The sequence below is a fragment of the Lacinutrix sp. genome (assembly GCF_023299985.1).
Lineage (GTDB): Bacteria > Bacteroidota > Bacteroidia > Flavobacteriales > Flavobacteriaceae > Lacinutrix.
Genome location: NZ_JALZVX010000045.1, coordinates 1 through 15511, shown reverse-complemented (window position 1 = coordinate 15511; position 15511 = coordinate 1). Strand labels below are relative to the sequence as shown.

Sequence of the window (15511 nt, the reverse complement as noted above, 5' to 3'; positions counted from 1 at the left end):
AATATAATTCTTGAAATTTAACTGGATATTTTCCCGCGTTAGGGATTGATGCGGCATCCTTTTTGCCTTTTGCAAAAAGATACAGCGGAAAGCACGACCTGAAAGGTAACGCACAAAAGTATATTTACATTTTACTCTTATATGTATTGCTTGTCTGTTTGTAACCTATTATCTTTGCGGCTTTAATTATTTGAACTTATGATACAAATTACTTTACCAGATGGCAGTGTAAAATCGTTTGAGGCGAACACTACACCTATGGATGTGGCTAAAAGCATTAGCGAAGGGTTGGCTAGAAATATTATTTCGGCTAGCTTTAATGGTACAACTATTGAAACCGTTACACCTTTGAGCACTGATGGTAGTTTGATTTTATATAGTTGGAGAGATGATGAAGGTAAGAAAGCTTTTTGGCATTCTAGTGCTCACGTTTTAGCTCAAGCCATTGAGGAGTTATATCCAAATGCTATCTTAACTATTGGTCCCGCTATTGATCGTGGTTTTTATTATGATATTGATTTTGGTAAAACTACAATTTCGGATAAAGATTTTAAGGCTATTGAAACCAAAATGATTGAAATTGCTCGTGGTAAACATGAGTTTAAAATGAGAAATACTACTAAAGCTGAGGCTTTAGAATTGTATAAAAACAATCCGTTTAAAACGGAATTGATTGAAAATTTAAAGGATGGAACGATTACTTTTTGTGATCATTCTACTTTTACTGACTTATGTCGAGGTGGACATATTCCTAATACTGGTATTATTAAGGCTGCCAAAGTCTTATCTGTTGCAGGTGCTTATTGGCGTGGTGACGAAAACAAACCACAATTAACCCGTGTTTATGGTATTACCTTTCCTAAACAAAAGGAATTAACTGAGCATTTAGCTCTTTTAGAAGAGGCAAAAAAACGTGATCATAGAAAATTAGGTAAAGAATTAGAGTTATTTACGTTTTCTCAGAAAGTTGGTGCTGGTTTACCTCTATGGTTACCAAAAGGAGCTGCTTTACGTGAGCGATTAGAAAACTTTTTAAAAGCTGCACAGAAAAAGGCAGGTTACGAAATGGTTATGACACCACATATTGGACAGAAAGAGCTATATGTTACTTCTGGTCACTTTGCGAAATATGGCGAGGATAGTTTTCAAACTATTAAAACACCAAAAGAGGATGAAGAGTTTTTATTAAAACCTATGAACTGCCCTCATCATTGTGAGATATACAACGCAATGCAATGGTCTTATAAGGACTTACCTAAAAGATTTGCTGAATTTGGTACAGTATATAGATACGAACAAAGTGGTGAACTTCATGGATTAACACGTGTTCGTGGTTTTACTCAAGATGATGCACATATATTTTGCACACCTGATCAATTAGATCAAGAGTTTAAAAATGTTATAGATTTAGTTCTTTATGTTTTTGGTTCTCTAGGTTTTGAAAACTTTACAGCTCAAGTTTCTTTAAGAGACCCTGAAACTCCTGAAAAGTATATTGGTAGTCTTGAAAACTGGGAAAAAGCTGAGCAAGCTATTATTAGTGCTGCAAAAGATAAAGGTTTAAATTATGTTATAGAAACTGGAGAAGCTGCATTTTACGGACCTAAGTTAGACTTTATGGTAAAAGATGCTTTAGGTAGACAATGGCAACTAGGTACAATACAGGTGGATTATAATTTACCTGAACGTTTTGAATTAACTTATAAAGGCAGTGATAACGAATTACATAGACCAATAATGATACACCGTGCTCCTTTTGGCAGTATGGAACGATTTATAGCTATTTTACTTGAACATACTGGAGGAAATTTTCCGCTTTGGTTAATGCCTATTCAAGTTTCTGTATTAACTCTTAGTGAGAAATATGAGAAATACGGTGAAAAAGTTTTAAATTTGCTAGAAAATCACGAAATTCGCGCACTTGTAGATAACCGTAGTGAAACTATTGGAAAAAAGATACGAGAAGCAGAGATGAAGAAAACTCCATATATGATTATTATAGGAGAGAATGAAGAGAAAGAAAACATGATATCTGTAAGACAACATGGTGGAGAAGATTTAGGCACGATAAGTGTACTTGAATTCTCAGAAATTGTTAAAACAGAAATAAATAAGACATTAAAACAATTTTAAAATATAACGTTTAACTAAAATTATAAAGTCATAGCAATACGTAGAAAAAGATCGAGAGGCCCTTTAAGAGTCATTAAAGAAGACCAACACAGAATAAACTCAAAAATTAGAGCAGAAAAAGTGCGCCTAGTTGGAGAAAACATCGAAGTTGGTATTTACACAACTAAAGAAGCTTTAGCCATGGCTGAAGAACAAGAATTTGATTTGGTAGAAATTTCACCAAAAGCAGATCCACCAGTGTGTAAAATTATGGACTACAAGAAGTTTCTTTACGAGCAAAAGAAACGTGACAAGGCGCTTAAAAGTAAAGCGACTAAAGTTATAATTAAAGAGATTCGTTTTGGTCCTCAAACAGATGATCATGATTATCAATTTAAAAAGAAACATGCTGAAAAGTTTTTAAAAGAAGGAGCAAAATTAAAAGCCTTTGTGTTTTTTAAAGGACGTTCTATTGTTTTTAAAGAGCAAGGTCAAATATTATTATTGCGTTTAGCGCAAGATTTGGAAGAACTTGGTAAAGTTGAACAAATGCCAAGATTGGAAGGTAAACGTATGACTATGTTTATTGCTCCAAAAAAGTAAATTATTATTGTAACAAATAATAATTTACAAAAGAAAAAAGATACTGAAACAAGTTCTGTACAAAGATATTATAAGTGAAATAATTAAAACTAGGAAACAAGATGCCTAAAATGAAAACAAAATCTAGTGCTAAGAAGCGTTTTAAGCTTACAGGTACTGGAAAGATTAAAAGAAAGCATGCGTTTAAGAGTCATATCTTAACAAAGAAGTCAAAGAAACGTAAGCTTAAATTAACTCATGACGGTTTAGTACACAAAGCCGATGAGAACAATATTAAAGTAATGCTACGTTTAAAGTAACATTACCTTAATAGGTTACAAATTATTTATAAACCATGGAGTTAGGCAAACAAAGAGTTAATTATATTAACCGCCTACTACAAAACACATTTAAATTATGCCAAGATCAGTAAATTCTGTTGCCAAAAGAGCCAGAAGAAAAAAGGTGCTTAAACAAGCAAAAGGTTACTTCGGACGTCGTAAAAACGTTTGGACAGTAGCAAAAAATGCGGTTGACAAAGCGATGCAATATTCGTATAGAGACCGTAGAGTAAAAAAGAGAACATTTCGTGCATTATGGATCACGCGTATTAACGCTGGAGCTCGTTTACACGGTATGTCTTATTCTCAATTTATGGGAAAAGTAAAAGCTAACAATATCGAATTAAACCGTAAGGTTTTAGCTGATTTAGCGATGAATCACCCAGGAGCTTTTGAAGCTATTGTGAACAAAATTAAGTAAGGGCATTTTGCCAATTGAATAATATCATTTCACTTATATGATAGAAAGTCCAATTCGAAAGAATTGGACTTTTTTATTTTACTAGTTTTACGTTAAGTATATGTTATTGATTAGCCTATACTAGTAATACAATTTATCTTTGATTTATAATAAACTTATATGGATTTATCTAAAGTAAAATTAATCGCTACAGACATGGATGGCACGTTGCTAAACTCTAAACATGAAATTAGCGACGAATTTTTTGAGTTATTTAAAGCATTAAAAACTAATAATATTTTATTTGTTGCTGCTAGTGGTCGTCCTTATTACAGTATGATTGATAAGCTTGCAAAAATTAAAGATGATATTATTATTGTCTCAGAAAATGGAGGATTAGGCGTAAAAGATGATGAATTGTTTTTATCTAACCCAATTGAAGGTGAGAATTTTAAAGAAATATGCGGCTTAGTAACAAATTTGAAGGATGGTCATGCAGTATTTTGTGCTAGAGATCAAGCTTATGTTTTAAGTAACTCCAAAATTCTTTTAGAATTACTTAAAGAATACTACCCAAAACATACTATAATTACCAGTGTGTTAGAAATTAACGAACCAATATATAAGGTTGCTCTTTTTCACGAAGAAAGTTCTGAACGTTTTATTTATCCATTTGTTAAGCATATTGAAGACCGATTTAAAGTAAAAGTTAGTGCAAACCATTGGGTCGATATATCTGCAAACAAAGCTAATAAAGGTCATGCTATTGCGTTAATTCAGGAAAATTATAATATTTCTCCAGAAGAAACAATGGTATTTGGTGATTACAAAAATGATATAGAGATGTTGAAATTAGCAAAATTTAGTTTTGCTATGAAAAATGCACATCCTGATGTTAAGGCTGTAGCTAATTTTGAAACTAAAAGTAACGATGAAAATGGTGTAGAATATATAATAAAGCAAACTATTGAAGCCAAAAAAGAAAATACTAAGATGCCCTAATTGCAGATATTTTTAGCTTTTCTGTTTTTCCTTTTAATTCTATATCGCCTATAAGATCTGCTGTGTATTTATTTGTTAATACTAGATCTTTAATTAGCAAGTTTGAGCATAAAAATAGCTCATTATATTTATTACATTCTCCTTGAATTCTAGCTGATGTATTGATAACATCTCCATGATATGCTATTTCTTTTTTTACCGTACCAACTTCTGTAACGATTAATTTACCTCCATGAAGTCCTGCTTTAAATACTGGAACTAAATTATACTTAGACAAATAATATTTTTCTTTTTTAAGCATTCTTTTTTGAAAATGAAAGAATAAATTAATACAATTATTATTTTTAATTCCCTTCTTGTATTTCCAGCTTAGTACTGCTTCGTCACCAACATATTGATAAATTTCTGCATTATAGTTGGTTACAATTCTATTTAAATCGTAAAAGCAATCCTGAATAAGTTCGCTGTATTTGTAGTGTCCAATCTGCTCTGCTATTGTGGTTGAGGCTTGCAAATCTAGAAACATAAAAATACGTTTTTCTTCTTTAGGTGTTCTGTATTTACCAATTAAGAAATTGAAGAATACACCACTTCCAAATTTTTCGTTTGCGATTTTAAAAAACGAAAATAGTATTGAGCATATTATAAAGTACGACACTAAAATCCAGAATATTTTACTGGTTTTCCACCAACCTACTTGGGTTGTTAAGTTTAATCCTAATTCATTCTCTGCTAATGGAAACACAAAATTAAACGTTAAAATAATACCTATAAGATAGATAACTAGCTTCTCTGTCAATACAAGTGCTAACGACAGGTTTTTAGATAAAAATTTATCGAATAAAAATTCGACTATTGCGAATAATATGCCAATGAGTAGTCCAGATAAAATACCGAATTTTAAAATTTTGTAGATATTAAAATCTGTAAAATCCATACCTTCTTCAGACCCAATTGCATAATATCTTATAAAAATAAAGATAGAGAAAGCAAATGTCCAAAAAATAATAGTTTGGAATAATAGACGTAAAAACTGAAAGAGATAGTTTTTCACTATATATTAATTTGAGATTTCGTCTATTGCTGCTTGAAATTCTTCCCAGTTTATATATTTGTCATCATTTTTATCATAGCCTTCTATTAATTTTGAGCTTACAATACCCGAAATAAAACCGCTAATTTCTGCTTCTTTGAGTAAATTTTTAATTTCAGATTTTGATAATTTACTATCTCCATTTTCATCGAAAAAATGAAATGCTTCTTCTGGAGAGCGAAAATGATTGGTTATTAGGATTTCTATTTTTTTTAATATTTGGTCTTTTGTTGACATAATGCTATTTTAAGTACTCTATTATTTTGGGTTTAAAAACTTAGATTGAGGTAATGCGTTAAGGATGGAGGCTTTGTTGAAGCTCCTCGCAGAGAGCGACTGCCGAGAGCCTGACCAATACATGCTTTTTTGCATGTGTTGGGAACGCCCAAAATAAATTATGTTTTTTGCTTCTTTTTCTTTGCTGCTGGAAAGAGTACATTATTAAGTATAAGTCTATAACCTGGAGATGTTGGATGTAAGTCCAATTCTGTTTTGGGATCGCCAACTTTATGTGTGTAATCTTCAGGATCGTGACCTCCGTAAAAGGTAAAAAAGCCTTTTCCTTTTATTCCATGTATGTATTTTGCTTCTCCGTTTGTTTTGTTTTCTCCCATTACTAGGACGTTACTTTTAATTTCTTCTCGAGCAAACGAGGTTGTTTGTCCCATAAAACCTTTTACTAATGCTGTATGGTTTTGACATAACATAGTGGGAATTGGATCCCATTTTGCAGAGAAATCCATGAGTGAAAAATAGTCTGTTTGCTTTGGTATTTTACGTCTTCGAGTCATGTCTATACTAGAAAACTCGTAAACCAATGGGCTACGTTCTAATGTATAGTCCTTAAATGCAAATGTTTTACGGTACTCTATTTTAGATTGGTAGTTGGCATCGCTTGCATCTCCATCGAACATTGGCTCGCAAATATCTATACCTTCTGCAGATAATGCAATATCAAAACTATCTGTTGCACTACACATGGCAAACATAAAACCACCTCCTACAACGTAGTCTCTAATTTTTAATGCGACGTCTCTTTTTTCGTTAGACACTTTTGTGTAACCCAGTTTTGTTGCTAATGCTTCTGCTGCTTTTTTTTCTTCTATATACCATGCTGCTGTTCTATATCGCGAGTAAAATTTACCAAATTGTCCTGTAAAATCTTCATGGTGTAGATGTAACCAATCGTATAAAACGAGTTCATCTTTTAGTACATTTTCGTCGTAGATGGTTTCGTAAGGTATTTCGGCATAAGTTAATACCATTGTAACAGCGTCGTCCCAAGGTAGTTTTCCTTTTGGTGTATATACTGCTATTTTTGGTGCTTTTTCTAATACTACAGCTTCCATATTTTTACTTGGACTGCTAATATCTTCGAGAATACTTTCTGCTTTACTATTACTTAACACTTCGAAACTTACACCTCTAATTTTACATTCTTTTTGAATTTCGTCTGTGTCTGGCAATAAAAACGAACCACCTCTATAGTTTAATAACCACTTTACTTTTATGTTTTTGGCTAAGCTCCAGTACGTTATACCGTAAGCTTTTAGGTGATTTTCCTGAGTTTCCGCATCCATAGGAACAAGAATATACGATGCGTAACTTTGTGTTGTTAGAAGAAAAATTAATATGAATAGTATTTTTTTCATTGTCTTTATTATTATGATTTAAGAATTAATCATGTTTAAAGATAATCAAAAAAACAGTTCTTTCTTATTACAAAAAAGTTAATATTAAGATTGTGATTAATCGGCTGAAATAAGCTTGGCAATACCTTGTGTACTTGGAAATTCTTCAAGAATTATTTTTAGAAATACAGTAATAGGAATTGCCATTATTAAACCTGGCACTCCCCAAATAAATCCCCAAAACATTAAGGCTACCAAAACAGTGATTACGTTTATAGAGAAAGATTTACCCATAAAAACAGGTTCTAATATACTACCATAAAGTACTTGCGTACCTGTTATTGCAAGAACAAAAAACAATAATGTACTAGATACTTCTAATTCTACAAAAGCAAAAATTGACAGTAAAATTACGGTAACAAAAGAGCCTACCATTTGTACAAAGTTTATTAAAAACGCAAATAATCCCCAAAAAATAGGGAAACTAACATCGAAAAAGTAACACGCTAAACCAGTAAATACTCCTGTTAAAAAACTAACAAGTACTTTTACTTTGATGAATTTTATTAAATCGTTTTCAATTTTAATAAACGTTTTTATGGATTGATGTCTTTTCTTTAATAAGGTTTTATTGAGCAAGTTTTCTATGTTTATAGATTCTGCTAACCAAAGTACTATAAAGAAAATAGTCATTAATAAAGCTGTTAGCGCTTTACTTATAAAGCTTAAAGTACTCCCGAAATTATTAAATATTTTATCTTTATTTAAAAAACGTGAAAGCTTCGCATTCTCCTCTTCTATTGCTTCTGTTCCAAAAACAGATTCAATTTCGTAAACTAAATGATTAACTTTAGTTTGCGCTTTTAATAGGAAAGACGAATTGTTCTCCATTATTTGCTTACTAGATAGTTTTATAAGCTCTGCTCCTAGTTTAACACCAAGTATTATTATTAATATTACTATAAAAATACTTATAATTTTATGAACTCCTCGTCGTTTTAAAAAACGCATTAATGGCAAAAATAACAATGCTATAAACATTGAAAAAAATAATGGAATAAATATAAAAGACAATACTTTAAGCAAATAAAATATTATTGGAATTACTATAATTAAAAGTAAATAGTTTGTTGTACGGACTTTATCCATTATTGTTACAGTAGTTTAAATGCTAAGATAATTTAATAGTGACTTTTATTTATAAATTTTAACACTTGTTATTAAAATGGGACTTCATCATCTGGAGCACCAAATGCATCTTCAGGAGAAGCAGTAAAATTATCTTGTTTAAATGTGTTGTCGTTAGCAGCTGCATTCATTTTACTGTGGAACTCTTGATCAAAAGGTGTATCAAAATCGTCTAAATTATCAAACTTACCTAAGTTTCCAATAAACTTTAAACGTATGTTATCTAATCCTCCATTTCTGTGTTTAGCAACTATAAACTCGCCTTGACCAGCAGTTGGAGATTGATCGTCATCATCCCATTCATCTATTTTATAATATTCTGGTCTGTAAATAAATGATACAATATCTGCATCTTGCTCTATGGCTCCAGATTCTCTTAAATCTGAAAGCAAAGGTCTTTTACTTCCTCCACGCGTTTCTACAGCACGCGATAATTGTGATAATGCAATTACTGGTACTTCTAATTCTTTTGCTAGTGCTTTTAAATTTCTAGATATAGTAGATATTTCCTGCTCTCTATTTCCACCACTACCTGCAGCTGTCATAAGCTGTAAGTAATCTATCATGATCATTTTAATACCATGTTGTGATGCTAATCGTCTTGCTTTTGCTCTTAAATCGAAAATTGAAAGCGATGGTGTATCATCTATAAATAAAGGTGCTTTTTCAAGCGCCTTTACTTTTACGTTAAGTTGTTCCCACTCGTGTTTTTCTAATTTTCCAGTTCTTAATTTTTCAGAAGACAAACCTGTTTCACTAGAAATTAAACGTGTAATTAATTGTACTGATGCCATCTCTAATGAGAAGAAGGCAACAGGAATATTATGGTTTACAGCAATATTTCTTGCCATAGTTAATGTAAAGGCTGTTTTACCCATACCTGGTCGTGCAGCTACTATAATTAAATCGCTTGGCTGCCATCCAGAAGTTAGTTTATCGAGCTTATCGAAACCAGAAGGCACACCACTCATACCATCTTTTTTAGAGATCTCTTCAATTTTCTTTTTGGCTTGGATTACTAAATCTTGTGCAGTTTCACTCGATTTTTTAATATTACCTTGGGTTACTTCATATAACTTAGATTCTGCAGTGTCTAATAAATCGAAAACATCTTTAGTTTCATCGTAAGCCGTTTCTATAATTTCGCTAGAAATTTTAATTAAACTGCGCTGAATAAATTTTTGTAAAATAATACGTGCATGAAACTCGATATGCGCAGATGACGAAACTTTTTGTGTAAGCGAAATAAGGTAAAAATCACCTCCAACTAAGTCTAGCTTTGCATTTGTTTTTAATTGTGTAGAAACGGTTAATAAGTCAATAGGTTGGCTTTCTTGAAACAACATAAAGATGGCTTCAAAAATATGTTGATGTCCTTCTTTATAAAAAGCATCTGGACTTAAAATATCGATAACTTCATCTACACCTTTCTTATCAATCATCATAGCTCCAAGCACAACTTCTTCTAAATCAAGTGCTTGTGGTGGTATTTTTCCTTTTTCAAGAGAGATAATTGTACTTTTATCTACTTTATATCCAGATATTTGGTTGGGTTGTTTCATCTAAGGCGAATGTAAAACAATTGTTAATATCATGTGGTTTTTAAGACTTTTCAATCTTAACACATCATCAACAATTGAACTGTTAATAAGTCAATAATATTGTTAATAAGCATAAAAAAAATCTGAAAGACTAACTTTCAGATTTTTTATTATGAGTATTTATTGCTGCTAGCCTTTATAAACTCCCATTTGAGAATATTTATCCATTCGCTGTGCAACTAAATCTTTTGGTGATAAGTTTTTAAACTCTTCGTAAGATTTTTCGATAGCATTTTTAACTGCTAAAAAAGTTTTTTCTCTATCGCTATGTGCTCCTCCTAGAGGTTCTTTTATTATTTCATCTACCAACTTCATCTTCTTCATATCTGTAGCAGTAAGTTTTAAAGCATCTGCAGCTTGTTCTTTAAACTCCCAACTTCTCCATAAAATTGAAGAACAAGATTCTGGAGAAATTACAGAATACCATGTATTTTCTAACATAAGCACCTTGTCTCCTACTCCAATTCCCAATGCACCACCAGATGCACCTTCTCCAATTACAATTGTAATGATTGGCACTTTAAGACGTGTCATTTCTAAAATATTTCTTGCAATAGCTTCACCTTGTCCGCGCTCTTCTGCCTCTAAACCAGGATATGCTCCAGGAGTGTCTAAAAGTGTTATTACAGGTATTCCAAACTTCTCGGCAGATTTCATTAAACGTAATGCTTTACGATAACCTTCTGGATTTGCCATCCCAAAGTTTCTAAGCTGTCTTGTTTTTGTATTGTATCCTTTTTGTTGACCAATAATCATGTAACTCTGGTCTCCAATTTTACCTAAACCACCAATCATGGCCTTGTCATCTTTAAAATTACGATCTCCATGTAATTCTAAAAAAGACTCTCCACATAAGGCTTTAATATAATCTAAAGTATAAGGTCTGTTTGGATGACGTGACATTTGCACACGTTGCCAAGGCGTTAAATTCTTGTATATATCCTTTTTAATAGCAACAAGTTTTTTTTCTATCTGTTTACAGGTTTCTGTAACATCTACGTCGCTCTCTGCACCAATAGTTTGGCACTTGCCTAATTGGTCTTCTAGTTCTTTTATTGGTAATTCAAATTCTAAATATTCCATTGAGAAATTGTATTAATATAGTTTCTTAGTTAGCTTACAAAATTACACAATTTTTTCGTTTTGTCTCTTTTTATTTTTAAAGCCTTTTGTGTTTTTTAAAATTCCATTTAATAAAACAGTAATTAATATAATTATTGCTCCATAATAAAATGAAGGAGACATAGTTTCTGTTAAAGGAAATATAATTAGTGCTAAAATTACGCCATAAACAGGCTCTAAATTATAGGTTAACACTACAGTGTAAGGACTTATTTGTTTCATTACATATACTGAAGCAATAAAGGCATAAGCAGTACAAATACTTGCTAGAATTAATAGATAAGTAATATCTTCAACACCTAGTTTAAAGTACTCTACCGAAAAACCATCGCCAAAAAACAATATAAACAATGAAATAAAGATTACACCTGCTATAAACTCGTAAAATGAAATTTTTGTAGCTGAATTTTTTTCAAGAAACTTTCCATTTAACACTGCAAATAATGATGAGAAAAACGCAGATGAAATTCCTAATAAGATTCCTGTAATATGTTTCATTTCTGTTTGTAAAATGATTGCAATTCCTACAATAACGATAATTCCAAAGATAATTTCATACCAAATAATTTTTCGTTTGTATATTATTGGTTCTATAAATGAAGCAAAAAACGCTCCTGTAGAAAACATAGCTAGTGCTATTGATATATTGGAAACATCTATTGAAGCAAAAAAAGTAATCCAATGTAAAGCTATAATAATTCCTGCCGCAGAAAACTTGGCTAGTGTTTTTCTATCAATTTTGATATCTACTTTTGCTATTTTTATATATACAAACATAAATATAGCTGCAATTAACATGCGATACCATACTAAAGAAACAGCATCTATAGTTATTAATTTTCCAAGAATAGCTGTAAATCCAGCTATAAAAACTAAAAAATGAAGATGTAAATAATTTTTAAGTTTATCGTTTAGCATTATACAATAGTATGACTGCTAAAATACCAAAAATTACATTTGGAAACCAAACAGCAATTAATGGAGAAAAGTCTGACTGTGCAGCCATTGTACCAAAAACCTTGTCGAAGAAAACAAATATCATGGCAATAGTTATACCAAAAGCAAGGTTTATACCCATTCCTCCTCGTCTTTTAATTGAAGATACTGCAACTGCAATAATTGTTAATATAAATACAGAAACAGGCAAACTCCATTTTCTATATAATTCTAATTTATAACGTCCAATATTAGACGATCCACGTTTTTCTTCACGTTTAATAAAACGTTTTAAAGCCAAGTAATTTAAAGTTTCTGCTATATAATCGTCTGGAACTAAATCTTCTAATTCAAAGCTAAAAATAGTATCTTTTTTACGCTCAGTAACCAAAATATCTTCTCCTTCGGTAACAATACGTTTTAAGTAACTACGCATTCTATAAATAGAATCCTCCTTAATATACCTTATATTACTTGCGCTAATTTTATATGTTAGCTTATCGTCTTCAAAATGCTCTAATGAGAAATTTAAACCTTGATTTCTTTTTACATCAAAACTACTAACATAAATAATTTCGTTATCGTTAATTTGTTTAAATAGTTTTTGAGTTTGAGTTTTATTGTTTGATTTTAAATACTTGTATTTAAAATCGTTAAAACCTTTACTTGCATTGGGCGCGAGATATAAACCTAAAAAAATAGATACTAAACCAACAATAATGGCTCCAATTAAATAAGGCCTTAAAAACCTTGAAAATGAAACTCCAGAACTTAAAAAAGCAACAATCTCTGTGTTATTAGCTAATTTTGAGGTAAACCAAATTACAGATAGAAATAGAAACAATGGAAACAAAAGATGCGCAAAGACTATAGTAAAATCTAGGAGATAGAACATAACCTCACCAAAAGGTGCTTCTTTCTCTAATATTTTACCTATTTTCTCTGCAAGATGTACTGTTATGCCTATAGGAATAAAAAGTAAAATCATCATTAAAAATGTGAGTAAGTAGCGCTTTAATATGTACCAATCTAGTATTTTCATTATTTTTTATACTATCCTAAGTCCTTTCATAATAAGAAGGAAACTGTTAAGGATCTTTGCTTCTAATCTCTTTTTTTAATCTCTTTACTATTAATCTTCTTTCTTTTTATAATCTTTTATCCATTTGCTTTACCATCATATCTTTCCAAGTTCTAAAATCTCCTGCTAAAATATGCTTTCTTGCCTCACGCACCAACCACATGTAAAATCCTAAATTATGTATAGTTGCTATTTGTGCAGCTAATCTTTCGTTTACACTAAACAAATGTCTTACGTAGGCCTTAGAATAATCTGTATCTACCCAAGTAATAGCCATATCGTCTAAGGCAGAAAAATCATCTCTCCACTTTAAATTCTTAATATTTATAGAACCATGAGCTGTAAATAACATACCATTTCTTGCATTACGTGTTGGCATTACACAGTCAAACATATCTACACCAAGTGCAATATTTTCTAGAATATTTATTGGAGTTCCAACTCCCATTAAGTAACGAGGTTTATCTTCAGGTAAAATAGCTGTAACAATTTCTGTCATTGCATACATTTCTTCAGCAGGTTCTCCTACAGACAATCCACCAATAGCATTACCTACTGCTCCTGCATTTGCAATATATTCTGCAGACTGCTCACGAAGGTCTTTATAACAACTTCCTTGAACAATTGGAAAAAATGCTTGAGAATAATCGTATTTAAAAGGTGTTTTTTCTAGATGATTGATACAGCGATCTAACCACCTATGTGTCATTTTCATAGAACGTTTAGCGTAGTTATAGTCGCAAGGATATGGTGTACACTCATCGAAAGCCATTATTATATCTGCACCAATGGAGCGTTGAATTTCCATTACGTTTTCTGGTGTAAATGTATGGTAACTTCCATCTATATGAGATTTAAACTTTACACCTTCTTCTTTAATTTTTCGCCTATCTGATAAAGAATAAACTTGGTAACCTCCAGAATCTGTAAGTATTGGTCTATCCCAATTCATAAATTTATGCAAACCACCTGCTTTCTCTAAAACATCTATTTGCGGTCTTAAATATAAATGATAGGTGTTTCCTAAAATAATATCTGGATTGATATCATTTTTTAATTCGCGCTGGTGCACTCCTTTTACAGAAGCTACTGTACCAACAGGCATAAAAATAGGTGTTTCAATAACACCATGGTCTGTAGTAATTACTCCAGCTCTTGCACTACTTTGTGCATCTTTACCTTTTAAATCGAATGTCATATATATAGAAATATTCAGCTTGTAAAGATAATTAACAAAATAACATAGCTTCTTAAACATTTAATAAAATTATAAAAAGTTTAAAATTGTTAGCAAATTGTATCAATTCGTTAATAAGTGCCTATACTCAATCTTTGTAAAGGCTCTTTTAAAAGCTACTTTTGATGCTTTATAAACAAAGCTAAAAACAATGGCAAACACACAACAATTAGAAAATATTACAACCCAAGTTCGTAGAGATATTTTACGAATGGTTCACAAAGTAAACTCTGGACATCCTGGAGGATCTTTAGGCTGTGCAGAATTTTTTGTATCACTTTACAACGAAATTATGGATAGAAAAGATGGTTTTGATATGGATGGTATTGGTGAGGATTTATTCTTCCTTTCAAACGGTCATATTTCTCCCGTTTACTATAGTGTTTTAGCGAGATCTGGATATTTTCCTGTAGAAGAATTAAATACTTTTAGATTAATTAACACACGTTTACAAGGGCATCCAACAACACACGAAGGCTTACCAGGCATTCGTATTGCTTCAGGTTCTTTAGGTCAAGGTATGAGTGTTGCTCTTGGAGCTGCACAGGCTAAAAAGTTAAACGGTTGCAACCATTTAATTTATAGTTTACATGGAGATGGCGAATTACAAGAAGGACAAAACTGGGAAGCTATAATGTATGCTGCAGGAAATAAAGTAGATAATATTATTGCTACCGTAGATTTAAACGGTCAACAAATTGATGGTTCTACAGATACTGTTTTGCCAATGGGAAGTATAAAAGGTAAGTTTGAAGCTTTTGGATGGACTGTTTTAGAAATTGAAAAAGGAAACAATGTAGATGCTATTTTAAAAGGAATGGCAGAAGCAAAGTCGTTAACAGGTAAAAGAAAACCAGTTTGTGTTTTACTTAAAACCGTAATGGGTAATGGTGTAGATTTTATGATGCATACACACGCTTGGCATGGAAAAGCACCTAATGATGAACAATTAGCAACAGGTTTAGCACAGAATGCAGAAACTTTAGGTGACTATTAATCCTTCAAAATTAAGAGACAAAAGATGAAAACATACGAAAATCAAGGAAATAAAGATACACGCTCTGGATTTGGAGCTGGATTAACAGAATTAGGAAAAACTAACGAAAACGTAGTAGCACTTTGTGCAGATTTAATTGGTTCGTTAAAAATGGACGATTTCAAAAAAAATCATCCTGAACGTTTTTT

Annotated in this window: 15 protein-coding genes and 1 pseudogene; 7 read left to right on the top strand and 9 right to left on the bottom strand. The window is 31.5% G+C overall.

All coding sequences use genetic code 11. The features are described 5' to 3' along the window. The first annotated feature begins 198 nt into the window (after positions 1–198). The 5 genes from thrS to Q0C58_RS02450 all read left to right on the top strand — a co-directional run bounded on the left by thrS (position 199) and on the right by Q0C58_RS02450 (position 4437). A complete protein-coding gene (gene thrS, locus Q0C58_RS02470; protein ID WP_290696994.1) occupies positions 199–2133 on the top strand; it encodes a threonine--tRNA ligase in 1935 nt (644 codons plus the stop codon). 72 nt (positions 2134–2205) lie between these two features. Beyond that, on the top strand, positions 2206–2715 hold the full coding sequence (infC, locus tag Q0C58_RS02465) for a translation initiation factor IF-3 (RefSeq protein ID WP_290696997.1): 510 nt from the start codon (positions 2206–2208) through the stop codon (positions 2713–2715). 101 nt (positions 2716–2816) lie between these two features. After that, the gene (rpmI, locus tag Q0C58_RS02460) at positions 2817–3014 is read left to right on the top strand and encodes a 50S ribosomal protein L35 (RefSeq protein WP_055435293.1); all 198 of its coding nucleotides are present in this window, start codon (positions 2817–2819) and stop codon (positions 3012–3014) included. A 97-nt stretch (positions 3015–3111) separates the two neighbouring features. Beyond that, a complete protein-coding gene (gene rplT, locus Q0C58_RS02455) occupies positions 3112–3456 on the top strand; it encodes a 50S ribosomal protein L20 (protein ID WP_055446578.1) in 345 nt (114 codons plus the stop codon). A 159-nt stretch (positions 3457–3615) separates the two neighbouring features. Continuing rightward, on the top strand, positions 3616–4437 hold the full coding sequence (locus tag Q0C58_RS02450) for an HAD family hydrolase (protein ID WP_290696985.1): 822 nt from the start codon (positions 3616–3618) through the stop codon (positions 4435–4437). Here Q0C58_RS02450 and Q0C58_RS02445 read toward each other — a convergent pair. From Q0C58_RS02445 to tgt, 9 genes are all read right to left on the bottom strand, one after another. After that, the gene (locus Q0C58_RS02445) at positions 4424–5491 is read right to left on the bottom strand and encodes an adenylate/guanylate cyclase domain-containing protein (protein ID WP_290696982.1); all 1068 of its coding nucleotides are present in this window, start codon (positions 5489–5491) and stop codon (positions 4424–4426) included. The two genes, Q0C58_RS02450 and Q0C58_RS02445, sit on opposite strands and share 14 nt — an antisense overlap. Before the next feature lie 6 nt (positions 5492–5497). Further along, positions 5498–5767, bottom strand: coding sequence for an EF-hand domain-containing protein (locus Q0C58_RS02440; RefSeq protein ID WP_290696981.1), 270 nt, complete (start codon positions 5765–5767; stop codon positions 5498–5500). Positions 5768–5925: 158 nt separating this feature from the next. Continuing rightward, positions 5926–7182 (bottom strand): asparagine synthetase B, encoded by a 1257-nt coding sequence (locus tag Q0C58_RS02435; protein ID WP_290696979.1) that lies wholly within the window; start codon positions 7180–7182, stop codon positions 5926–5928. A gap of 96 nt (positions 7183–7278) precedes the next feature. After that, positions 7279–8310, bottom strand: coding sequence for an AI-2E family transporter (locus tag Q0C58_RS02430; protein ID WP_290696976.1), 1032 nt, complete (start codon positions 8308–8310; stop codon positions 7279–7281). 71 nt (positions 8311–8381) lie between these two features. Beyond that, on the bottom strand, positions 8382–9911 hold the full coding sequence (dnaB, locus tag Q0C58_RS02425) for a replicative DNA helicase (RefSeq protein ID WP_290696973.1): 1530 nt from the start codon (positions 9909–9911) through the stop codon (positions 8382–8384). A 168-nt stretch (positions 9912–10079) separates the two neighbouring features. Next, a complete protein-coding gene (locus Q0C58_RS02420; protein WP_290696970.1) occupies positions 10080–11033 on the bottom strand; it encodes an acetyl-CoA carboxylase carboxyltransferase subunit alpha in 954 nt (317 codons plus the stop codon). A gap of 42 nt (positions 11034–11075) precedes the next feature. Beyond that, positions 11076–11990: a DMT family transporter gene (locus tag Q0C58_RS02415; protein ID WP_290696967.1), complete on the bottom strand. Its 915-nt coding sequence runs from the start codon at positions 11988–11990 to the stop codon at positions 11076–11078. Next, entirely contained in the window at positions 11977–13050 is a 1074-nt protein-coding gene (locus tag Q0C58_RS02410; protein ID WP_290696964.1) for an LptF/LptG family permease, read from the bottom strand. Before Q0C58_RS02410 ends, Q0C58_RS02415 begins: the two co-directional genes overlap by 14 nt. A gap of 106 nt (positions 13051–13156) precedes the next feature. After that, positions 13157–14287, bottom strand: a complete 1131-nt coding sequence (tgt, locus tag Q0C58_RS02405) for a tRNA guanosine(34) transglycosylase Tgt (RefSeq protein WP_290696961.1) — start codon at positions 14285–14287, stop codon at positions 13157–13159. A gap of 190 nt (positions 14288–14477) precedes the next feature. Between tgt and Q0C58_RS02400 the strand changes: the two genes are divergently transcribed. Further along, the gene (locus Q0C58_RS02400; RefSeq protein ID WP_290696958.1) at positions 14478–15323 is read left to right on the top strand and encodes a transketolase; all 846 of its coding nucleotides are present in this window, start codon (positions 14478–14480) and stop codon (positions 15321–15323) included. Positions 15324–15347: 24 nt separating this feature from the next. Then, positions 15348–15511: pseudogene (locus tag Q0C58_RS02395) on the top strand (transketolase family protein); the annotation flags it as partial.